Below are 22,542 nucleotides of genomic sequence, written 5' to 3'. Positions count from 1 at the left end.
ACAGTGCGCATAGCCTCTCCGCTAGGTTTTTGGTTCCTCCTCCCGAGGCGGCTGAGATAACGAGCAACACGCACATCCTCCGCAAAAAGAAAACCCACACTAAAGAATACTATCCAGCCCCTTCTCGAACCTCTCCACCGCCCCCTCAGCATCATGCAGTTTATCCAACCCAAACAATCCAATCCGAAAGGTCTTAAAATCCTCAGGCTCGTCACATTGAAGCGGAACCCCAGCCGCAATCTGCAACCCCGCATCAGCAAACTTCTTCCCGGTTCGAATCCCATCATCGTCCGTATAACTAACGACAACACCCGGAGCCTCAAACCCTTCCGCCGCCACGCTTTTAAAACCCTTATCCACAAGAAGTGACCGAACCCGCTTACCAAGCTCAAGCTGCTCCGCTCTCACTTTGTCGAAGCCGTATGCCTCGGTCTCCTTCATGACGTCACGCAACGTCGCGAGACCGTCCGTGGGCATCGTTGCGTGGTACGCGAATCCACCGTTCTCGTAGGCTTCCATGATCTGCAGCCATTTGCGAAGATCACAAGCGAAACTGGTGCTGGTTGTTCCCTCGATTCTTTCGCGGGCAAGCGGGCTAAGCATGACCAGCCCGCAGCACGGCGACGCGCTCCATCCCTTTTGCGGCGCGCTGATCAGGACGTCAACGCCGCTCGCCTTCATGTCGACCCAGACCGTGCCGGAGGCAATGCAATCCAGTACAAACATGCCGTCGACGGCATGCACAGCGTCAGCCACCGCGCGCAAATAAGCGTCCGGCAGCATGATCCCGGATGCGGTTTCGACATGCGGCGCAAAGACCAGGTCCGGCTTGTTTTCCCTGATCGCAGCGACCACCTCTTCGATCGGTGGCGGTGCATAGGCAGCCTGTCTCCCTTGTTCGACTGGGCGCGCCTTCAGCACGATCGATTCAGACGGAATGCCGCCCATGTCGAAAATCTGCGTCCAGCGATAACTGAACCAGCCATTCCGGATGACAAGACACTTCCTGTTCGTTGCGAACTGCCGGGCAACGGCTTCCATACCGAAAGTCCCGCTGCCCGGGACGACAACGGCCGACTTCGCGTTGTAGACCTTCTTCAGAGAATTGGAAATATCGCGCATGACTCCTTGAAAGAGCTGCGACATATGATTGAGTGATCGGTCGGTGTAAACGACTGAATATTCGAGGAGCCCCTCGCGGTCGACATCGGGAAGTAAGCCTGGCACGTTTGTCTCCGGTTATGGACGAATATAAGCATCGAAAAACAGATTCTAACGAAAGCCACCTGTAGCGGAGGCAAAAAGCATGTGCTGTCGGCCCTTCGCGCCGGCTGCCGCTAAGCCAACGGGGAATCCGCCTGGCTTGATGGAAAGAGCCAAGGCGTCGGTTTGAACCATCGCCATGCCCTCCACAGACCAACCTCCAACTTAGAACTATACTGGGACACTTGGAGGTTCCAATGGCCGATCACGAAAAACTGCATCCGCTACGCCCGCTCCTGAAAAACTGGGTTTGGGAGCATGGTCGAGTCGGCACTCGCTATCTGGACTGCGTCGATGGCGAGATCAAGTTTGACGAAGGCAAGAAATCGCATTTCGCAGCCGAGAAATACACCTACGTGCCCCTTGGCAAGGACGCTCAAGACGATGCATCCAAGGATGGTCCTGCGATCCAGGAAGCGGGGCTAGCTCGATTTCTGCGCGCTGCGCAATTGGGCACGCCACAGGAAGCCGGTTCTGTATCGGAGGTTCAACGCGCCGTCCAGGACTGCATCGAACTCGGCCTATTCAGCGCATATCAACTTGCGGCTCGGGAGGCATTGGCCCGCTACGCGGAAGAACCCATGTTCGAGGACGAGATCCGCGCGGCGGTTGTCGACGATATCCGGCGCACCTACGCCGGCATGCCGGAACAACTGGCGCTGTACGATTTCAGCGTGCTTTACGGCTTGCCCACACCGCTGCTTATCAGCGAGTCGCCCTTCATCGACTGGCGCGTGCGCATCAGTCCTGCACTCCCGTTTGTATCGCTTCCGCTGGGACCTTACTGCCTGCTCGTAGGCGCGCCGTCGGGCAGGCAGAGCCGAGTCGGCTCAGTGGTCTGGAAGGCCGCCTCCGCGATGGGCCCGTTGAAGGATCACAACCGCCAGATCGCGGAGCACGCACGTCTGTGGCTGGTGGCGACTACTGATGATCAACTCGTCGCGGCTCAAAGCCGCATTGCTGCAGCCGCGGGCTCCAAGCCGGAGGATACGAAGCGCTAATCGCCACGGAAAGCAAACGTCCGTGAATCAGGCGCCCTGCATGAACACATGCTTCTCAACAATGCGCGCCGCCCGTGTAGTTTGCCTCTCGGCTTTGGTGCCGCTTCGATCGTCTCTTCTTTCTACGCGTCTTTCAGCCAAGGCATTTCCACAGGCGACACCACCAACTGTCGAGCCTCGCGCTTCAGTTCGAAGATAAACCCAACCAGGATCATGGAATCGGCATAAGGAATCGGGAAAACGTGAGGATTTTCCGCCGCGCGCAGCGGCCGCGCTGGCGTATCCGCGGTCGTCGCGGCGTTCTCGCGGACGCTTTCCAGTTCGTCAGCCATTGCCTGCCCACTTACTTTCACGACGCGGCTACGCAGTTCGCTGAAGGGTTCGATACGCGCCCCGTCTTCGTTGTATTCGGGCACTTCATAGATGAACCAAGACATTTTCAGCTCCCAGGAAAAGGGCAGCCATTCTAACAGTCGGCGTAATCGGTCGCGGATTCAACCGGTCGATGCAATAGTTTGATTGAATCGCGCAACCACCGCCTCAAGCCTACGCTTTCCTGCCCACTTTCTCCAACTCAAACGGCGTATCGCGCAACCGCTTCCCCGTCAGCTTAAACACCGCATTAGCCACCGCCGGCGCCACCGAAGGACTGGACAACTCCCCCACACCACCCGGCTTCGACGTATCCCCCTGCACAATCAAAACATCCACCTCCGGCATATCACTCATCCGCATGACCCGATAAGTATCGAAGTTCTTCTGCTCCACCTGCCCATGCCGAATATCAATGCGATCAGCGGTCGCATGCCCTAACCCCCACATCAACCCACCATAAAGCTGTTCCTCGACCCCACCAGGCGAAACCGCCAACCCACAATCCGCAACACAAGTCAGCTTCTCAATCACAACTCCATCACCTTTGCGAGCCACTCGCGCAACCACCGCCGCATAACTGCTATAAGCCTGATTAGTCGCCACCCCCAAAGCAGTCCCAGCAGGCAACGTCTTCCCCCACCCGGCCCGCTTCGCTGCCTCCCGCAAAACAGCCTGATGCCGCGGATCCTTCATATGCGCAAGCCGAAACTCAACCGGATCCCGATGCCCCGCATGCGCCGCCTCATCCATAAACGACTCAACCGCAAACACATTCGGTATATAACTCACCGCCCGATACCATCCAGTCGGCACCCCCGTCTCATGCCGCACCCAACCAATATCCACATGCGGCGCCCCATAAGCGAACTCATACTTGCTAATCGCTTCAGTAGTGCTGTAATCCATCCGATCTGGCCGATCGAAATACCCAGGCTCCCACTGTTCCGGCGAAGCAGGCATCACAGCCCGCAACTGCAACGTCGTCAAATTCCCGCGCTTATCGAGCACAGCCTTCGCCCGGTGATAACTCGCCGAGTGATAGTAAAGCGCACGCATTTCATCTTCCCGGCTATTCATCAGCTTCACCGGCTTCCCAACCTTCAACGCAAGCCACGTCACTTCAAAAAGCCAGTACTTCGACTCACGCGACCCAAAGCTCCCGCCTGAAACAAGCTCATGCAGCACCACACGATTTGCGGGAATACCGCCGATCACCTCAGCCGCCTCCTGCACCGTCGAAGGCACTTGCAACCCACCCCAATACTCAATCCCGCCATCCTTCTTAGCCCAGGCAGTAACGTTAATCGGCTCAAGCGGATTCGCTGCCTTATAAGGCATCGAATAAGAAGCCTCAATCACCCGAGCCCCATGTGGCCAGGCAGTCTTCACATCCCCACTCTGAACAGTCGGCACCACGCGCGCCGTCGGATCATCAAGCCACGCCGCCTGACGCGCAGCAAGCGTGCTGCTATCGAAAGTCTCAAGCGGACTATCTTCCCACTCCACATGCAAGGCCGCCTGCCCCTTGTGCGCCGACCAGTAATCATCGGCTAACACAGCCACGCCCGCCTGATTACCGCCGAGAATGTCGGGCCGCCCAGGAATCTGCAAAACCTGCCGCACACCCGGCACGGCCAACGCGGCTTTGTCATCCACGCTGCGCACGCGCGCATCGATTACCGGTGCACGCGTGACGACCGCGACGAGCATGCCTGGCAACGACACGTCGATGCTGTACGGAAACGCGCCCCGCGCCTTCTCCGCAGCGCCGCGTTTCTTCTGCAATTTGCCGATGTATCTAAACTGCGACGGGTCTTTCAACGCGACGTCTTTCGGCGCAGGCAATTGCGCCGCGACCTGCGCCAGTGAGCCGTAGTTCGCACGCTTACCGCTAGCCTTGTCGATCACGAAACCGTTTTCCGTCGAGCACGCCGACGGCGCCACATTCCATTGTTTCGCCGCGGCAGCGATCAACATCGCGCGCGCCGTCGCGCCTGCACGTCGCAAGCGATCATATTCCAGCGACACGCTCGTACTGCCGCCCGTCGAAAACACCTTCCACAATGGATGAATGTAGTCGCCGTAAAACGGATTCTCCGGCGTGATCACATCGACGCGAAACAGATCAACGTCCAGTTCTTCCGCGACCATCGCCGCGAGCGCGGTACGCGTCCCCGTACCGGAGTCGTGTTTATGGACGACCAGCTTGATCGTATCGTCCGGCAGCACGCGCACCCACGCATTCGGTTCGAACTCACCGGCTTGCGGTTTAGGGTCGCCGCTTTTGTTGTCGCCCTTGGCGAAGGCTTCAGGCAACTGGAAGCCGATCGCGAGACCCGAGGCCAACAATGCCGAACTCTGTTTGATGAAGCGACGGCGCGCAGCGCCGCGAACGCTGGTCAGCGCTTCTTTATCGTTGCGCATTCAAGCCTCCTCGTTCGTGACGTGAAACGAGCAGGCGGACGCGCAAGCAGGCATCTCCACAGCCGCCAACGCCGGATCACCCGACGCCGCTCGTTTGATCGCCTTGCGAATCCGCGAGTACGTGCCGCATCGACAGATGTTTCCCGACATCGCCGTCGTGATGGTTTCGTCGTTGACGGTCGGCTTGTCCTTGAGAAACGCGGCCGCCTGCATCAACTGACCGGACTGGCAGTAGCCGCATTGCGGCACATCCTCGGCGACCCACGCGAGTTGCAGTGGATGCCGGCCGTCCTTCGACAACCCTTCGATCGTCGTGATACGTTTGCCGGCCACGGCGACAGCGGGCAGCAAACAGGAGCGCACCGCCTCGCCTTCCAGATGCACGGTGCACGCGCCGCAAAACCCGCCGCCGCAGCCGAATTTCGTGCCGATCAATTTGAGCCGGTCGCGCAACACCCACAACAGGGGCATGTCTTCCGGTACATTGTCGAGCGAGTGCCGCGTGTCGTTGACCACGATCTCGATCATGCGCTGTCTCCTGAATGTCGTTGTGCAGCGCGACGCATTGCATGGGTGGATGCGTGACAAGGGCCGCGTGCTTGCGGCCATTATTGAAAGCCGTTAAGCGCAACGCCAGCGACCATTTCTTCCATCACCCGTAAGTCCGGCTAACACCATGTTGAAGCGCTATCCGTCCATTCAGTCGATGCAGGCCTTCCTGCAGGCCGCGCGCGTCGGCAGCTTTTCGAGCGCGGCGCGGCAGTTGTCGCTCACGCACAGCGCGATCAGCCAGCAGATCCGCACGCTCGAGGAGTTCGTCGGCCAGCCGCTCTTCGTGCGCGAAAGCGGCCGCGTGGTGCTCACCGACGCGGGCGTGCTGTTCGCGAATCAGTTGGCGGATGGCTTCGAGCAGATCGATCGCGCGTTGTCGTCGGTGAAAGAGCGCACGGTTAAGCAGTCGATCACGCTCGACGTCGATCCCGAACTCGCGCAGAGCTGGCTGGTGGCGCGGTTGCCTGCGTTGCTCGGTGCGTTGAGCGGCACATCGCTTACCGTGCTGTCGACGCCACGTCATGACCGCAGCGCGTTCGAGCGCGTGGATATTGCGTTGCGGTATGGGTATGGAGAATGGGACGGCTTCGAAAACGCGCTGATTTGCGGCGACCGTCTGACGGCTGTGGGTTCGCCTTCGTTGTTGCAGGCGCACGGACTCAGCGTGCCGCTCACGCCGGAACAGCTACTGGAGTTGCCGTTGCTCGGCTATACGAAGCGTTCGTGGATTCCCTGGCTCGCCGCAGCGGGCCTGCCCGAGGTCGAGCCTGACGCGGTAGCGGTTTTCGACAACGCTGCGGGCTTGATCGCCGCGGCCAGCGCAGGCGTGGGCGCAGGTTTGGCGCGCGGCCTGCTCGCCGCCGACGCCCAACGCAGCGGCACGCTGATCGAACTCACGCAAGTGGAAATTCCCACCCACTACAACCTCTACGCCGTATGGCCGCGCGAGAAAGCGGAGCGCGTGGCGCCGCTGATTGAAGTGATTCGCGACCTGGTCGCACGAACTAACAGCGCGGGTTAGGTCGTGCTGGCAGCCACTTCCCGCACAGTATCGAGAAACAGCGACAACACCGGCGAAGGTGCCTCAGCACGATAGCGCGCGTGCAGCGACACTTCGGGCCGCGGCGCAGCCACCGGCACAAACGCGACACCGCCCGTCGACAACTGTCGTGCCGACGAAGGCAGCAACGCCACGCCCAACCCTTCGCGCACGAGACACAACAGCGTATGCACCTCGACCACTTCCTGTTCGATCCGCGGTGTAAACCCTGCCTCGACGCAACAGTCCTGTAGAAAACGCGCCAATTGCGACTGCAGCAAACCGAACGACACGAAACGCTCGGCCTCCAACTCACGCAACGCAATCTCCTCACGCGACGCCAGCGCATGCCCCAACGGCAACGCGACCACCGCCGACTCGCGCATCACCACTTCGCTGCGAATCTCCGCGTCCTCATGCGAAACGCGAAAGAAACACACATCGAGCCGCCGCTCTTTCAACGCGAGAATCTGCGCGGCCGGCGTCATCTCATGCAGCGTCCATCGCACTTGCGGATGCTTCTCCGCGAATACCCGTAGCGCGCGCGGAATCGGCTCGACCATCGCCGAACTGATGATGCCGATCTCGAGGTTCCCCACTTCGCCACGTCCCGCGCAACGCGTCAGATCGATCGCGCGTTCGAACTGCGCGAAGATCAACGGCACCTGCTCTTTAAGTGTTTTCCCTGCCTCGGTGAGTTCGACACGATGCTGCGAGCGCGTGAATAACGCAGTGCCCATCTCCTCTTCGAGGATGCGAATCTGCTGACTCAGCGGCGGCTGGGAAATGTGCAGGCGCGCGGCTGCCCGGCCGAAATGCAGTTCGTCGGCAAGCACCGCGAAGTAACGCAACAGCCGGATGTCCATATCGCAAACGTATCAAGATCGTGGTTAAAAAATATTGTACAGAGCGTTTTTATCTTGTGAGACTGCATCGCAAGCAGCAGTGCACATCAGTGTGACACTCGATGCCGGCGAGGGGAAGGCGCACAAACACTGCGTCTTGCAAAGGGCCGCATGGGCAAGCCCAACGGGCTGAGTTCCATCGATGCGCCTGCCCGCGATCCGGCAACTGGATACACCAGTTCCTCTCAAGGAGATCGAGTACATGATCATCGACACTAGCTGTTATCCGACCAACCTGGTCGACCTCGCGTGGCGCCATGACGGCGAGCCATTTTCCGGCGAGCGTCTGATCGAGGTGATGGACGGCCCTTACATCATCAACGGCAAGCCTCGCCGCATCGACAAGGCCTTCATTCAGCCGCCGCAAGGCAACACCATCTATACGTGGACCGACGGCGAACGCTCGGGCCGCGAGTCGATCGACGACTACATGGCGTACACCGTGGAATGCGTTCAGAAGCACCCGGACCGTCTGCTCGGCTGTTTCGTCTACAACCCGCGTTGCGGTCCGGAGAACGGCGCTGAAGCGATCGAGTTCTATGCGAAGGAACACGGCTTCAAGATGGTGCAGTTGCAGGCCAACATGCATGCGTACCGTCCCGACCGCGCGCTCGATTGGCTGCGTCCTGCGTTGCGCAAATGCGCGGACCTCGGCCTGCTCGTGAAGCTGCACACCGGCGACGGTCCGTACAGCATTCCGAGCGAGTGGTATCCGCTGATCCGCGAATTCCCGTCGGTGAATTTCATCATGGCGCACTTCGGCGTGCAGACGGGCGGCGTGTATTGCTTCGAGCCGTATCAGATGGCGCTCGATACACCGAACGTGTATTGCGAATCGAGTTGGTGCCTGCAATCGCGGATCGTCGAATTCGCGAAGGTCCTGCCCACGCACAAGATTCTCTACGGTTCCGATACGCCACCGAACGAGCCGGGCATGTGGCTGCGTTTGCTCGAAGTGTTGTGTCACGAACCGCCGCAAGGCCTGAATCTCGACGAAGACACGCTCGAGGATTATCTCGGCAACAACCTCGCCCGCATGATCGGCATCGAGCCGAGCGCGCCGCCGAGGAGCGTCGAAGAAGCGCAAGCCTATCTGAAACACCATGCCGGCGCCGCGACGAAACACGCGGGCCAGGCCGACTACGCAGGAGCCCGCTGATGATCATCGATACCCATCTGCATCCCACGAACCTCGTCGACGAAGCGTGGCGCCATACCGGCGAGCCGTTCACCGGCGAACGTCTGCTGAAGATGATGGACGGTCCGTACATCATCAACGGCAAGCCGCGCCGTATCGACATGGGCTTCATTCAGCCGCCGCCCGGCAACACGGGCTATCGCGACGGCAATCGACGCGGACGTGAAGGCATTCGCGATTACATGTCGTATATCGCCGAACTCACGCAAAAGTACCCCGATCGCTTTATCGGCAACTTCACGTACAACCCGCGTTGGGGTCCGGAAAACGGCGCGGCCGAACTCGAATTCCACGTGAAGGAGTACGGCTTCAAGATGCTCAAGCTGCACGCGAATATGCATGGCTACCGGCCGGATCGCGCGCTCGACTGGTTGCGTCCCGCGATGAAGAAGTGCGCGGAGCTCGGCGTGGTCGTGTTGATTCACACCGGCGACGGACCGTACACGATTCCGACGCAGTTCTATCCGATCATCCGCGAATTCCCGATGGTGAATTTCATCATCGGTCACTTCGGAATTCAGACGGGCGGCAATTACTCGTTCGAAGCTTTCTGGATGGCGATGGATACGCCGAACGTGTACTGCGAATCGGGTTGGTGTTATCAGTCGCGCATCGTCGAATTCGCTCGGGAACTGCCGCGTAACAAGATCGTGTTCGGCACGGATTCGCCGCCGAACGAGCCGGGCATGTGGCTGCGTGAACTGGAAATGCTGTGCGGTCCCGCACCGCAAGGCATGAATCTGGATGAGGATGGTCTCGAAGACTATATGGGCAACAACATCGCCCGTCTGGTCGGGATCGAGCCGACCAAGCCGCCGAAGGATCTCGCAGAAGCGGAGAAGCGTTTGAAGGCGACCTATGTGAATGATGTGACGCAGCCAGCCTAACGCTGACTGACTGATGTTTTAAAGCAGGCGCGGTCAGCGCCGCGCCTGCGTCGGTTGCATCACCCAGCAGTCCGCTTCAGTTATCGCTTTCGACGGAGTTCACTATGGCGGATAACCTCTTCCGCGCCTCACAAGATTTTCATCGCTTTGCGCAAGCGTATCGCGAGCACTATTCCGACGATGTATTGACGCTTACTCAACCGTTGTCCGCCGATCAGGACGTCACGGCGGTCGTCGCCGAACTCGCGGTGCGCGGGCAGCATCCTATGCTGATCTGCGAGAAGGTCGACGGTATCGCAACGCCTCTCGTCACCAATTTCTTTGCTTCGCGTACACGTATTGGGCGCTTATTCGACGTGGATGCGTCCGGCTTGTTCGAAGCGTATCAACAACGCGCCAATGCACCCATCCCGCCGGTGTTCGTGGCGAACGGTCCCGTGTTGGACCAGGTGATCGAAGGCGACGCCGTCGATCTCGCGCAACTGCCGATGATCCGTCACTTCGATACCGACCGCGGCCCGTATATCACCAATGCGGTGATCGTCGCGGAAGATCCGGTCACTGGCGTGGCGAATCTCAGCTATCACCGCTCTATGCGTCACGCGAAAAACGCGCTGGCCACCAGCCTGCATTCACGTGGCCACCTCTGGCGCATGCTGCAAACCGCTCGGGCACGCGGCGACACGTTGAAAGTCGCGATGGTGATCGGCGCGCATCCGCTGTTCATGTTGGCCGCAGCCGCGCGCGTGCCGTTCGGCACCGACGAACGCGCGATTGCAGGCGGCCTATTCGGTGCGCCGCTGCAACTGGTGCGCACGCCGCGCTACGGCATCGGCGTGCCCGCGTCCGCCGAGTTCGTGCTGGAAGGCACGATCGATCCTTCCGCCCACGCCGAAGAAGGCCCGTTCGGCGAATTCACCGGCTATTCATCGGACCGCTCGACCAACAACGTTTTGCGCGTCGACACGATGATGCGTCGTAACGATGCCTGGCTCGTCGATGTAGTCGGCGGTCCTTACGCAGAACATTTGACTTTAGCCCGCTTGCCGCGTGAAGCGGAGATGAGCGAGAAGCTGAAGGCGCGTTTTCCATCCGTGACCGCGCTGCACTATCCCAACTCCGGCACGCATTTTCACTGCTACGTCGCGTTGAATCAGACGCGCGACGGTGAAGCACGCCAGATCATGCTCGCGCTGCTCGGCTGGGACCCGTATCTGAAGAACGTCGTGGCGGTGGATAGCGACGTCGACATCACCAACGACTCGCAGGTGCTGTGGGCCATCGCGACGCATTTTCAGCCGCACCAGGACGTGTTTATGGTCGACGGTTTGCCGGGCAGTCCGCTCGATCCATCATCGTCCGCGGCGGGCACCACGTCGCGTATGGGCATCGACGCGACACGCGGCTCGCATTTCGACGGCATCCGCGCTCGCATCAGCGAACGCGCTTCGCTACAGGCCGTCGACATTCTGGCCCGCGCCGCCGGAGCGCAGCGATGAGCGCGCGGCGACTCGTAGTCGGCATCAGCGGCGCATCCGGTTTTGCGTACGGCGTGCGTCTGCTGCAACTGCTGCGTCAACTCGATATCGAAACGCATCTGACCGTTTCGCGCAGCGCGCTACTCACGATGACGCACGAAACCGACTACAAGTTCGCCGACGTCAGCGCGCTCGCCAGCGCCACCTATCGTTGCGACGACATGGCCGCGGCCATTTCGAGCGGCTCGTTCCGCTCGCTGGGCATGATCGTCGCGCCCTGTTCGATGAAAACACTTGCCGAAATTGCCAGCGGCATGTCGTCGAGCCTGATTTCGCGCGCCGCCGATGTCACGTTGAAAGAGCGCCGCCCGTTGGTGCTATTGGCGCGCGAAACGCCGTACACGTTGGCGCATCTGCGCAACATGATTGCCGTAACTGAAATGGGCGCGATCGTCGCGCCACCCGTACCGGCGTTTTACGCGCGCCCGGCTTCACTCGACCAGATGATCGACCACACGCTAGGCCGCGTGCTCGATCTGTTCGGTCTCGAAGCAGGCACCGTCAAACGCTGGCGAGAAGTTGAAACACCCGCACCGAATATCGCCTGATAGCCGAACCGCAGCACGAACGAAGAAACGGAGACGAGCCATGAATCACATTCACACCACCCACAACGAAATCGAGAAAATCCCCGTCACGGTGCTGACCGGATTTCTCGGCGCCGGCAAAACGACGCTGCTCAACTACATCTTGCGCGAGAAGCACGGCCGCAAGATCGCGGTGATCGAAAACGAGTTCGGCGAAATCGGCATCGACGGCGGCCTCGTGCTCGAATCGACCGAAGAGATTTACGAAATGACGAACGGTTGCGTGTGCTGTGTCGGCGCGGTGCGCGAAGATCTGGTGCGAATCGTGCGCATGCTCGTGGAACGGCCGGACAGGCTCGATCACATCATCGTCGAAACTAGTGGGCTCGCCGATCCGTATCCGGTCGCGCAGACTTTCTTTCTCGACGATCCGATTGCTAAACAGGTCACGCTCGACGCCGTCGTCACGATGGTCGACGCGAAGCATATCGCGGCGCATCTGGACGATCTGGTGCTCGACGGCAGCGATAACCAGGCCGTCGATCAGATCGTGTGTGCGGACCGTATCGTCATCAACAAGGTCGATCTGGTGGGACCGGACGACATCGCTTCGCTCACGCAACGTATTCGCGGACTCAATGCGACGGCGGAAATCGTCGAATCGAGCTATGCGCAGATCGACCTCGACAAGATCCTCGGCGTGGGCGCAAACGAGTTCTCGCAGATTCTCGTCGAAACAGATGGCTTGCATGAAGAAGAACACGGGCACGGCCACGAAGAACATGAGCATGAGCACGAAGATGAGCATGCCCATCACGACGAGGATCACGCCGACCACCAGCACGACGAAAGCGTGTCCTCGGTCGGAATCGAAGTCGATACCGACATCGACCTCGATGCGCTGCAAGCCTGGCTCGCCGAGTTGCGCGACTCGGACGCTGCCAACCTGTTCCGTATGAAAGGCATTCTCGCCGTGCAAGGCCAGTCGCATCGTTATGTGCTGCAAGGCGTGCACAACGTCATCGAACTGCGCGCGGCGCAAGTGTGGGGCAGTGAGCCGCGCTCGTGCCGCATCGTATTCATCGGACGCGATCTCGATCGCGCCGCGCTGACCGACCGCTTCCATGCCTGTCTTGCCGAGCCGGTTACGGCCTGACGGGGATATCCGGTCGGCGCGCGGAGTGATGCCGCGCGACGCGCTCCGACCGAAAACAATAGTCTGGAGACACGTCATGAACACCGCCATACACCCCGTCGATCGGATTCTGCCGAAGCGTCAGATGATCACGCTCGGTTTGCAGCACATGCTAGTGGCTTACATCGGCGCCATTGCAGTTCCGCTGATCGTCGCGTCGGCACTGAAGATGTCGCCGGCCGACACCACCGTGCTCATCAGCACGGCGCTGTTTTGCTCGGGCATCTCGACGATTCTGCAAACCGTCGGCGTCTGGAAGTTTGGTGTGCGCCTGCCGATTCTGCAAGGCGTCGCATTCAGCAGCGTCGGACCTGTGATTGCGATCGGCACGAGTCCTGGTGTCGGCTTTGCCGGCGTGTGCGGCGCGGTGATTGGCGCGGGTTTGTTCACAATGTTTGCCGCGCCACTCGTCGGGCGCTTACGAAGGTTCTTTCCACCTGTGGTGACCGGCTGCATCGTGACCGTGATCGGCTTGCAGTTGTTTCCTGTTGCGTATCAATGGGCCGGTGGTGGGGAGGCCGCGCAGCAGCAGTTCGGCGCACTGCCCTTCCTGAGCGTCACGCTGTTCGTCGCGTTGGTGATTCTTGCGATCAACCGTTTTGCCAATGCGTTCCTGCGCAATCTGTCGGTGCTGATCGGTTTGATTGCGGGCGGCATTCTGGCCTGTTCGCTTGGTATGGGCAACTTCGCGAGCGTGGCGCAGGCGCCGTGGTTCACCATGCCATTGCCGTTCCACTTTGGCACGCCCGTGTTTTCGCTGGTTCCGGTGCTGACGATGATCGTCGTGATGGTGGTGCAGATGGTCGAATCCATGGGCCTGTTCGTCGCAATCGGTGACATCGTGGATAAGGACGTGAGCGAGGAAGACGTCGTTCGTGGCATGCGTGCCAACGGCCTGGCGAGCGCGATTGCCGGCATGTTCGCGGCCTTTCCATTCATCGCGTTCATGGAGAACGTCGGACTCGTCATTCTGACCGGCGTGCGCAGCCGATGGGTGGTCGCGATCAGCGGCGTGCTGATGTGCGTGGTGGCGCTGGTGCCGAAGATCGGCGCGGTGGTCGCTTCGACGCCCGCCGCGGCGCTTGGCGGCGCAGGTATCGCCATGTTCGGTGTGGTGGTTGCGGCCGGTGTGCAGACGTTGGCGAAGGTGGACTTCGAGCGCAATCGCTACAACGTGCTGATCGTCGGCTTTACGATCGCCACCGCGCTGATTCCGGTGATGGCGCCGCAAGTCTTCAAGCACATGCCCGACTGGACGCAACCTTTCCTGCATAGCGGCGTGGTGCTGGCGTGCCTCGTTTCCGTGGTGCTGAACGCGGTGCTCAACGGTGCGCATGAAGAGGATGTGGTGCCGGCGCACAACATGGTCCGCGAATAACGGACGCTGCATGACGAGCGCGGCCGTCTTTGTAAAAACGGCCGCTTCGCAGTAACTGAAAGGATATCGAATCGTGAGCATGCAAACTGAAGCGTTGCTGATCAAGAACCCTGTCGCGGTGATGAGTGGAATGAGCGGCGAGCGCGCAAGGCTCGGCCAGGTCGATCTGCGGATTCGCCACGGGCGTATCGAATCCATCGCGCCGAATCTCGAACCGCGTGCCGATGAACGTGTGATCGACGCGCGTTCCTGCGTGGTTTATCCGGGCTGGGTGAATACGCACCATCATCTGTTCCAGAACCTGCTGAAGGCCGTGCCGTCCGGGATCAATGCGGATTTGCAGGAATGGCTGGCCGCCGTGCCGTATCCGCGTCTTGCGCGCTTTACGCCGGATCTGGCGCGCGTTGCCGCCCGTTTGGGTCTTGCCGAGTTGCTGCTCTCCGGCGTGACGACTTGCGCCGATCATCACTATCTCTATCACGCGGACGGCACTACCGAGACAGGCGATCTGCTGTTCGACGAAGCGGCTTCGTTCGGCATGCGCTTCGTGTTGTGCCGTGGCGGTGCATTGCAGGCGGCTGGCGATCATCCGGGGTTTTCCAAAGTCGCGCTCAAGCCTGAGACGCTCGATCAGATGCTCGCCGACATCGAACGTTTGAAGTCGCGCTATCACGATGGCGGCGATGCTTCGATGCGCCGTGTTGTTGTCGCGCCGACCACGCCGACGTTCTCCTTGCCGCCCGAACTGTTACCTGAAGTCGCGCGCGCGGCTCGGCGGATGGGCTTGCGCTTGCATACGCATCTGTCCGAGACGACCCGTTACGTCGATTTCTGCAGGGAGCGCTTCAACAAACTACCGGTCGAATTCGTTGCCGATCACGAGTGGCTCGGACCGGATGTGTGGTTCGCGCATCTCGTGCATTTGCAGGCGAGCGAGATCGCGATGCTCGCTGAAACCGGCAGCGGTTGCTCGCATTGTCCGGTTAGTAACGCGCGCTTAGGCAGCGGCATCGCGCCGGCGCCGCAAATGGCGGCCGCGGGCGTGCCGATGTCGCTGGCCGTGGATGGCGTGGCGTCGAACGAATCCGGCAGCATGACCAACGAAGCGCATTTCGCGTGGCTCGTGCATCGGGCGGCGCAGGGCGCGTCGGCGACCACTGTGGAAGAGACGATCCATTGGGGCAGCGCGGGCGGTGCAGGCGTGCTCGGTCTCGACGCGGTCGGCACGCTCGAAGCCGGCATGGCCGCGGACTTCGTGCTGTATGACGTCAGCGATCTGCGCTTCAATGGATTTCACGATGTCGCGGTCGCCCCCGTGACAGCGGGCGAGCCGGCGCGCGTTCGCTATAACGTCGTGAATGGCCGTGTGGTGGTGGATAACGGTGTGATTCCGGGCCTCGATCTCGACGCACTTCGTTATGAAGCTGCTGAGGGTGTGAAGTTACTGCTGGCCGACTAAGACACAGGGAGACGCGCTGCGATGCAAAGCAAACGAATCCGGCTCGGTATTCTGACGCCGTCGTCGAACACGGCGCTCGAGCCGATTACAGCGGCGATGCTGAGCGAACTGCCGCACGTCAGCGCGCATTTTGCCCGCTTCACGGTGACGGAGATTGCGTTGTCCGAGCAAGCGCTCGGTCAGTTCGACGCGAGCCGAATTCTGGCGGCCGCACGTCAACTGGCCGATGCGCGAGTGGATGTGATCGGCTGGAGCGGCACGTCGGCGGGTTGGCTGGGGTTCGAGCGCGATCAGGCGTTGTGCCGTCAGATTACGGAGGCGACGGGCATACCTGCGACGACTTCCGTCCTGGCGCTCAACGAGATCTTCGAGAAAACTGGGGTAAGGCGGTTCGGTCTGGTCTCGCCCTATACCGATGACGTTCAGCAGCGAATCGTGCGTAACTACGAGAAGCTCGGTCTTGAATGCGTGGCGGAACGGCATTTTGGGCTACAGGATAATTTCAGCTTTGCTGAAGTACCTGATACACAGCTGGCGATCATGATGCGTGAGGCCGCGTTCGCAAGACCGGATGCGGTGACGACGTTCTGCACGAATCTGCATGCGGCGCATCTGGTGCGTGCGTTTGAGATGGCTACGGATATTCCTGCGTATGACACGGTGACGACGGTGGTGTGGAAGGCACTGAGATTGTTGAACGTGGACACGGAGCCGTTGCAGAGTTGGGGGCGGTTGTTCGCAGAGGTGCGGTAGCTTCTTGCCTTTGAGCCATGACGCCGCGCCGCCCGCCGTCGAATCGACGGGCCGGAGGGCGCGGCCCGCAACGCCCTCCAGCAAACGTCACGTCAAATCCTCTACGCCACCGCAGGCGGCAGCGCCGCCAGCCTTACATGCTCGACGCCGTCAGCAAATGACAAAGTCGCTTGCCGCCCATCCCGCATGCGAATACTGATCGTCCGATCCCGCTCGTCGCGCGAGCCCACCACGACGAGAAGCGGCACCTGCTTCTCGCGCGCATCGTAGATCTTCTTCTCAAGCCGCTCAGGCCGGCTATCGAGCACCGTTCTGACACCCGCATCGTCGAGCGCCTGCATAACCTCTTGCGCGTAAGCGATATTCGCATCGCTGATCGTCGCAACCACGACTTGCTCAGGTGCCAGCCACACCGGCAACCATCCCTCATGATGCTCGAGCAGCATCGCGATAAACCGCTCCATGCTGCCAAGCACCGCGTGATGAATCATCACGGGCCGCTCGCGCTCATTACGCTCGTTGACGAACTCCGCGTCGAGCCGCTCGGGCAGCACGAAGTCGAGCTGGATCGTGCCGCACTGCCAACTCCGCGCGCGGCTGTCCGTCAGATGAAACTCGAGTTTGGGCCCATAAAAAGCGCCCTCTCCTTCGAGCACGTCGAACTCAAGCCCAACCGCACGCGCAGCCTTCGCCAATGCGTCTTCCGCACGGTCCCACGTTTGATCGCTGCCCGCGCGCATGGCCGGCCGCGTCGCGAGCGCGACCTTGAACTCGGGAAAACCGAGGTCCGCATAGACCGCACGCAACAGTGCACAGAAGCGGCCGACTTCCGCCTCGATATGCGCTTCCATGCAGAACACATGCGCATCATCCTGCACGAAAGCGCGCGTGCGTTTCAGCCCTTCGAGCGAACCCGACGGCTCATCGCGATGACACGCGCCGAACTCGCTATAGCGGATCGGCAACTCGCGATACGACCGCACGCGCTGATTGAACACCTGCACATGACATGGGCAACTCATCGGCTTCAGACACAGCGCACGGCCTTCTTCCGCATCGGCCAACGAATACATCGCCGCGCCGAACTTCTCCCAATGCCCGCTCTTTTCCCACAGCGAACGCGCGAGCAATTGCGGCGTGCGAATCTCGCGAAATCCCGCGCGACGCATGCGCGCACGCACATAATCTTCAAGCACGCGATACAACTCCCAGCCGCGCGGATGCCAGAAAACCATGCCGGCACCTTCTTCCTGTTGATGAAAGAGGTCGAGTTTATTGCCTAATACACGATGGTCGATGTCGTTCACAGTCTTGCTCCATTTGATCGGTTGCCGCGAGTGGATGCCGCAAACGGAGGTCCAGAAACGCCAAAGGCCCCGTCCGTTTCCGGCGGGGCCCTTGGTGGTTTGCCACAGCTTCGTGCTTCTAGCGCGTGCAACCTCCAGACGACCCGCCTGAGAAGGTGGTCGTCGTGGTGGTGACGGCAGCGAAGGGAATCGAGTGGAAGTCCATGGATCGACAGTAATCGATTTTGTGACGAGGCGTCAATCGCATTCTCGTCGCGCTCTGGTCAGAAGAGCACGTTAAACGCTACGATGTATGTCTGATCCGAAACCGACGCGCCTTCGCGAAACTTCGGTCTGCAACTCAACCGATCCATCGAGCCTCTGACCTTGACTATCCATATCCGTCCCGCTCACGCTGCCGACGCAGCATTGATTCTTCGCTTCATCACCGAACTCGCGGTGTACGAAAAGGCGGAGCACGAAGTCGTCGCGACCGTCGGCGACATCGAAGCGAGCCTGTTTTCCGCCAGTTCCAGCGCGACGGCGCTGATCTGCGAGATGAACGGCGAGCCCGTCGGCTTTTGCGTCTACTTTTTTTCGTATTCCACCTGGCTCGGCAAACAAGGGCTTTATCTGGAAGACCTGTATGTGTCGCCGGCATCGCGCGGCAGCGGCGCCGGCAAACAGATGCTGCGCCACCTCGCGCGCATTGCCTGCGAGACCGGTTGCGGCCGCTTCGAATGGAGCGTGCTGGACTGGAACGAGCCGGCCATTGGCTTCTATGAATCGATCGGCGCGAGCGCGCAAAGCGAATGGGTGCGGTATCGGTTGGCGGGGGACGCGCTGAAGAAGTTTGCCGAGGACGAGGTGTGAGTAGAGCGCGTATTCGTCTGCCCGGCCCTACGCATTCATGCAGCCGTAACTCGGCGCGTTACTGGAATCGAAGGCGGGCAAATTCCTTCGAAGCATGTAGCGGTGCGCGCCGAGGCTCACTCACTCGTCGCGCCATTCGCCACGGCGTTCACCTCGAACGCGTCGCCCGTGGCAAAGAACGTCCCGCCGGCCACGTAGTGGCAGGTACGCAGATCGGGATCGTCGCCGAAGTGCCAGCGGTTGTTCGAGTACACGCGACTGTCCGCATACGCCGCGACCACTTCGCCGATGATCAGATCATGACGCTGGCTATCGTCCGGAATGACCTTGCATTCCATCCACGTGATGCAACCCGCGAGCATCGGCACGTCGATCTGTTGCGCGGGGAACGTCTCCAGGTCGAAGGCAGAGAACTTGTCGAGTTCAGTGCCCGCGTTCGTGCCCACCGCCAGCGTCTGTGCGGCGAATCCACGGCTCGGCAGTTGCAGTCCGAACACGCCGCTCGCCTCGATCAGTTGTCGCGTGAGCGTGCGGCTGTCCACCACCACGACCACCTTCGGCGGATTGAAGTCTAGCGGCATCGCCCAGGAGGCCGCCATGACGTTCGAACGGCCGCCGTGCGCGCTGGTGATGATCGTGACCGGTCCGTGATTCAGTAGCTGCGTGGCCCGCGACAAGGCCACGGGTTCCCGGGTGATTTTCATACGTAGGTTCCGCGTCAAATGAATGAGAGCGATTGTAGCGTCGGGGCTAGAAGTGCGCTGCGCGTGCCATTGCTGGGCGATTCAGGCGAGAATGCAAGACCATCCAACTCTGAACGAGAGACTGCGCGCGCCGCCTGCCTGTATACCGCTGACAGCAACACAGCCGCGCTCGCAAACTGAAGCTCAAATGTTCACCGAGTACATCGTCAAATGGGATCTGCAGCAGGACGGCGAGCCGATTCGCACGCACAGCAGTCGGCTTCTGCCCGTGCGCCGGCACGGCATTCCCGCGATGCTAAAAGTCGCGCAGGAACCCGAAGAAAAATTCGGCGCACGGTTGATGGTGTGGTGGGAAGGCGAAGGCGCGGCCCGCGTACTCGCCCACGATGCCGACGCTCTTCTGCTAGAGCGCGCGCAAAGCAGCCACACGCTGGCGGACCTGGCGCGCACCGGCAACAGCGACGCCGACGACCGCGCCATCGACATTCTTTGCGCCACCGCCGCGCGGCTCCACGCGCCGCGAAATAAACCGCCGCCCGAATTGATCGATTTGCCACGCTGGTTCGCGAGCCTCTGGCCCGCCGCGCAACGATACAGCGGCTGGATGCAGGACAGCGCCACCGTCGCACAAGCCTTGCTCGCCGCGCCGCAAGACCCGGTGGTGTTGCACGGCGACATCCATCACGGCAACGTGCTCGATTTCGGTCCGCGTGGCTGGCTCGCCATCGACCCGAAAGGCCTTTACGGCGAACGCGGATTCGACTACGCAAATATTTTCTGCAATCCGGACGAGGAGTCGGCGTTGCGATCGGGATGGTTCGAGCGCCGCGTCGAGCGGGTCGTGCGGAATGCCGGGCTCGACCGACGCCGTTTGCTGCAATGGATACTGGCGTGGTCCGGTTTGTCCGCGGCGTGGATTCTCGAGACGGGCGAGACGCCCGACATCGATACGGAGATCGGCAAGCTGGCTGCCGAGGCGCTCAAGCGCGAGTAAGGTCAGGCAAATCAGGGCGGCAACTCGCGAGCCGCCGCCCGGGTGTGCATCAGTGCGGCGCTTTGCCGTTGGGCACGGCGTCCAGTGGTTTGTGTTGCTCCTCGCCGAGTCCGGGGAAGAAAGCGTTCCACGCGGCGCGTACGCCTTGGGCCGCGGTGGCTTCGGCGGCGATCGATTCGGTCTCGCCTTCGCCGGCTTTCGATGGATCGGCGGACAAGCCGCGCCAGTGTGTAAAGACCAGCAACGGTTTCTCGGTCCATACGCCGTCGCCAAACTTCGCAAAAGCCGTGTCCCCGCTCGTCAACTGCACCTCGTACCAGCCTTCACGGACGGGCGTGTGGGCCTCAAGCTCAAACCACGGGGTCGGTTCGATTTCCTTCATGTCGTCTCCGGTCGGATAGATCGTCATAGATAACCACAACAAAGGCATTCTTCATGCCCGAGCCAACAGCGACCCGGCAAGCGCGCTTGCGGCACCGCATATCACGCGATGTTGCAGTGCGGCGCGTGTGGCATGAGCTGCGGGCGATCCGTCGATGAAGCACACTTCGAAATCGCCGCGCATAAGCGACACGATAGCGCGACATGGGCCGCGCGGACAAACGCAAAAAGTTACACGCGCATCTTCGCGGCCGACGCCGCGGCCGGCCGGCGCTTCGGCTTGCCGTCCAACTCGGCCGCGAGCCCGGCCAGCACACGGATTGCGGGCGCCAGCCGCTCGGCCGGCGTACTACCGTAGCCGATCACCAGCCCGTTCGTCTCGGCGCGAGGCTGCAACGCGAAACCGGACAGCGCGCGCGGATTGAGCCCGTGGGCGAGCGCGCGTTCGGCGAGGGTCCGATCGTCGATGTGCCCCGGCAAGCGCAACGTTAGATGCATGCCGCAATTGCCGCCGAGGATTTGCGACGGCGAGAAATGCGCGGTCAGCGCATCGCGCAACGCCTGCTGGCGCTCGCGATACAGACGCCGCATGCGCCCCAGATGCCGCCCGAACTCGCCGCTCTCGATGAACTGCGCAAGCGCCAGTTGTTCCAGCCGGTGCCCGCCGCGCAGCATCTCCTGCACCGCGACAGCGGTGTGCGCGGCGATCGGACGCGGCAGCACCACGAAGCCGATGCGCAGCGCGGGAAACATCGTTTTGCTGAACGAGCCGACGTACAACACCGGCGCGTCCTCGACCAGCCCTTGCATGCTGGCGATCGGCTCCCCGGTGTGGCGGAACTCGCCGTCGTAATCGTCCTCGATCAGCCACGCGCCGCTGTGGCGCGCCTCGGCGATCAGCTCCAGACGGCGCGCCACCGACAGCACCGACCCCGTCGGATACTGATGCGCGGGCGACGTGTAGATCAGCTTCGGCGGCTGCGTGCGCCACGCGTTGGACGGCACCGCCATGCCTTCCGTGTCGACAGGTATCGGCAGCGTGGTCAGGTCGCCCAGATTGAACGCGGCCTTGGCGCCGCGATAGCCGGGGTCCTCGACCCATGCGACGTCGCCCGGATTGGTGAAGAGGCGCACGCACAGGTTCAGCGCCTCCTGCGCGCCCTCGGTGATCACCACCTGCGAGCCTTCGCAGCGCACGCCGCGCGCCATCCGCAGGTGAGCGGCGATGGCGTCGCGCAACGCCGGCTCGCCAGCCGGCGTGCCGTAGCCGAGCGCGAGGGGTAGCGCGCGTTCCATCGAGCGTTCGAGCGCACGCCGCCACGCGGTCACCGGGAAGCGGTCCAAGGCGGGCGTGCCGGGCGTCAGGGGCAAGGTGTTGTCGGCGTGGGTGCGCGTGGCCGCGAACTGGCTGACGCGCGCCGCGTAGGCCACATCCGGCGGCGCCAGTAGCACTCGCGGCTCGCCGCGTGCGGAAGGGCTGGAGAGCGGGCTCACGCGCGTGCCCTTCTTGTCGGCGACCACATAACCCACCGCGGCCAGATGCTCGTACGCGATTACCACCGTGTTGCGCGACACGCTCATTTCCGCAGCCAGCAGGCGCGACGACGGCAGCAGCGATCCCGCCGGCAAACGCCCCGCGAGAATCGCCTGCTGCAAGCGCTCGATCAGTTGTTTTTGCAGCGGCTCGGGCTTTGCGCCGCTGCCGGCGGCCGTCGAGGCAGCCGGGCTGGCAAGCGGGCCAATGATCTCGATCATCGCGGCTGGACCTATCAAATGACGTTCATGTGGATCTTTTTAACATACCACGTTT

The 22,542-nt window shown here is 61.3% G+C and carries 21 protein-coding genes; 12 read left to right on the top strand and 9 right to left on the bottom strand.

All coding sequences use genetic code 11. The features are described 5' to 3' along the window. Positions 1 to 99: 99 nt before the first annotated feature. Entirely contained in the window at positions 100 to 1,227 is a 1,128-nt protein-coding gene (locus PQR42_RS37810; protein WP_408388565.1) for an aminotransferase class V-fold PLP-dependent enzyme, read from the bottom strand. 233 nt (positions 1,228 to 1,460) lie between these two features. Here PQR42_RS37810 and PQR42_RS37805 point away from each other — a divergent pair, with 233 nt between their 5' ends. Beyond that, positions 1,461 to 2,264, top strand: coding sequence for a hypothetical protein (locus PQR42_RS37805; protein ID WP_408388567.1), 804 nt, complete (start codon positions 1,461 to 1,463; stop codon positions 2,262 to 2,264). A gap of 122 nt (positions 2,265 to 2,386) precedes the next feature. Here the strand turns inward: PQR42_RS37805 and PQR42_RS37800 are convergent, their stop codons facing one another. From PQR42_RS37800 to PQR42_RS37790, 3 genes are all read right to left on the bottom strand, one after another. Further along, positions 2,387 to 2,701, bottom strand: coding sequence for a helicase (locus tag PQR42_RS37800; protein ID WP_408211457.1), 315 nt, complete (start codon positions 2,699 to 2,701; stop codon positions 2,387 to 2,389). Positions 2,702 to 2,810: 109 nt separating this feature from the next. Beyond that, positions 2,811 to 5,063 carry a xanthine dehydrogenase family protein molybdopterin-binding subunit gene (locus PQR42_RS37795; protein WP_408388569.1) on the bottom strand — a complete coding sequence of 751 codons (2,253 nt, stop codon included), beginning with the start codon at positions 5,061 to 5,063 and terminating at the stop codon, positions 2,811 to 2,813. Next, complete coding sequence (locus tag PQR42_RS37790) at positions 5,064 to 5,591, bottom strand: (2Fe-2S)-binding protein (RefSeq protein WP_408388571.1); 528 nt, start codon at positions 5,589 to 5,591, stop codon at positions 5,064 to 5,066. Positions 5,592 to 5,739: 148 nt separating this feature from the next. On the opposite strand from PQR42_RS37790, the gene PQR42_RS37785 reads away from it, so the two are divergent. After that, positions 5,740 to 6,636, top strand: a complete 897-nt coding sequence (locus tag PQR42_RS37785; RefSeq protein WP_408388573.1) for a LysR substrate-binding domain-containing protein — start codon at positions 5,740 to 5,742, stop codon at positions 6,634 to 6,636. Here the strand turns inward: PQR42_RS37785 and PQR42_RS37780 are convergent. Continuing rightward, positions 6,633 to 7,520, bottom strand: a complete 888-nt coding sequence (locus PQR42_RS37780) for a LysR substrate-binding domain-containing protein (protein WP_408388575.1) — start codon at positions 7,518 to 7,520, stop codon at positions 6,633 to 6,635. The genes PQR42_RS37785 and PQR42_RS37780 overlap by 4 nt on opposite strands. Positions 7,521 to 7,761: 241 nt before the next feature. On the opposite strand from PQR42_RS37780, the gene PQR42_RS37775 reads away from it, so the two are divergent. From PQR42_RS37775 to PQR42_RS37740, 8 genes are all read left to right on the top strand, one after another. Then, positions 7,762 to 8,718, top strand: coding sequence for an amidohydrolase family protein (locus tag PQR42_RS37775; RefSeq protein ID WP_408388577.1), 957 nt, complete (start codon positions 7,762 to 7,764; stop codon positions 8,716 to 8,718). Further along, complete coding sequence (locus tag PQR42_RS37770) at positions 8,718 to 9,644, top strand: amidohydrolase family protein (RefSeq protein WP_012428924.1); 927 nt, start codon at positions 8,718 to 8,720, stop codon at positions 9,642 to 9,644. Before PQR42_RS37775 ends, PQR42_RS37770 begins: the two co-directional genes overlap by 1 nt. A gap of 104 nt (positions 9,645 to 9,748) precedes the next feature. Beyond that, positions 9,749 to 11,143: a UbiD family decarboxylase gene (locus tag PQR42_RS37765; protein WP_408388579.1), complete on the top strand. Its 1,395-nt coding sequence runs from the start codon at positions 9,749 to 9,751 to the stop codon at positions 11,141 to 11,143. Beyond that, positions 11,140 to 11,730 (top strand): UbiX family flavin prenyltransferase, encoded by a 591-nt coding sequence (locus PQR42_RS37760; RefSeq protein WP_408211479.1) that lies wholly within the window; start codon positions 11,140 to 11,142, stop codon positions 11,728 to 11,730. Before PQR42_RS37765 ends, PQR42_RS37760 begins: the two co-directional genes overlap by 4 nt. Before the next feature lie 40 nt (positions 11,731 to 11,770). Then, positions 11,771 to 12,865, top strand: coding sequence for a CobW family GTP-binding protein (locus tag PQR42_RS37755; RefSeq protein WP_408388581.1), 1,095 nt, complete (start codon positions 11,771 to 11,773; stop codon positions 12,863 to 12,865). Between the two features lie 76 nt (positions 12,866 to 12,941). After that, positions 12,942 to 14,282: a nucleobase:cation symporter-2 family protein gene (locus tag PQR42_RS37750; RefSeq protein ID WP_408211485.1), complete on the top strand. Its 1,341-nt coding sequence runs from the start codon at positions 12,942 to 12,944 to the stop codon at positions 14,280 to 14,282. 79 nt (positions 14,283 to 14,361) lie between these two features. Next, positions 14,362 to 15,741, top strand: a complete 1,380-nt coding sequence (locus tag PQR42_RS37745) for an isoxanthopterin deaminase (RefSeq protein WP_408388687.1) — start codon at positions 14,362 to 14,364, stop codon at positions 15,739 to 15,741. Positions 15,742 to 15,762: 21 nt separating this feature from the next. Beyond that, on the top strand, positions 15,763 to 16,494 hold the full coding sequence (locus tag PQR42_RS37740; RefSeq protein WP_408388583.1) for a maleate cis-trans isomerase family protein: 732 nt from the start codon (positions 15,763 to 15,765) through the stop codon (positions 16,492 to 16,494). Between the two features lie 101 nt (positions 16,495 to 16,595). Here PQR42_RS37740 and thrS read toward each other — a convergent pair whose 3' ends face one another. Then, complete coding sequence (thrS, locus tag PQR42_RS37735; protein WP_408388585.1) at positions 16,596 to 17,801, bottom strand: threonine--tRNA ligase; 1,206 nt, start codon at positions 17,799 to 17,801, stop codon at positions 16,596 to 16,598. Between the two features lie 366 nt (positions 17,802 to 18,167). On the opposite strand from thrS, the gene PQR42_RS37730 reads away from it, so the two are divergent. Further along, positions 18,168 to 18,653, top strand: a complete 486-nt coding sequence (locus PQR42_RS37730) for a GNAT family N-acetyltransferase (protein WP_408211493.1) — start codon at positions 18,168 to 18,170, stop codon at positions 18,651 to 18,653. Between the two features lie 116 nt (positions 18,654 to 18,769). Here the strand turns inward: PQR42_RS37730 and PQR42_RS37725 are convergent, their stop codons facing one another. Then, a complete protein-coding gene (locus PQR42_RS37725; protein ID WP_408388587.1) occupies positions 18,770 to 19,357 on the bottom strand; it encodes a flavin reductase family protein in 588 nt (195 codons plus the stop codon). Positions 19,358 to 19,544: 187 nt separating this feature from the next. Between PQR42_RS37725 and PQR42_RS37720 the strand changes: the two genes are divergently transcribed. Beyond that, positions 19,545 to 20,351: an aminoglycoside phosphotransferase family protein gene (locus tag PQR42_RS37720; protein ID WP_408388589.1), complete on the top strand. Its 807-nt coding sequence runs from the start codon at positions 19,545 to 19,547 to the stop codon at positions 20,349 to 20,351. A 49-nt stretch (positions 20,352 to 20,400) separates the two neighbouring features. Here the strand turns inward: PQR42_RS37720 and PQR42_RS37715 are convergent, their stop codons facing one another. Next, entirely contained in the window at positions 20,401 to 20,733 is a 333-nt protein-coding gene (locus tag PQR42_RS37715) for a hypothetical protein (RefSeq protein ID WP_132379516.1), read from the bottom strand. A 230-nt stretch (positions 20,734 to 20,963) separates the two neighbouring features. Beyond that, the gene (gene pdxR / locus PQR42_RS37710) at positions 20,964 to 22,487 is read right to left on the bottom strand and encodes a MocR-like pyridoxine biosynthesis transcription factor PdxR (protein ID WP_408388591.1); all 1,524 of its coding nucleotides are present in this window, start codon (positions 22,485 to 22,487) and stop codon (positions 20,964 to 20,966) included. Positions 22,488 to 22,542: the final 55 nt, after the last annotated feature.

This window comes from Paraburkholderia sediminicola, from assembly GCF_046027355.1.
Classification (GTDB): Bacteria; Pseudomonadota; Gammaproteobacteria; order Burkholderiales; family Burkholderiaceae; genus Paraburkholderia; species Paraburkholderia sediminicola_B.
Note: the sequence above shows the minus strand (reverse complement) of the source record. Positions and strands in the feature narration are given on the sequence as shown.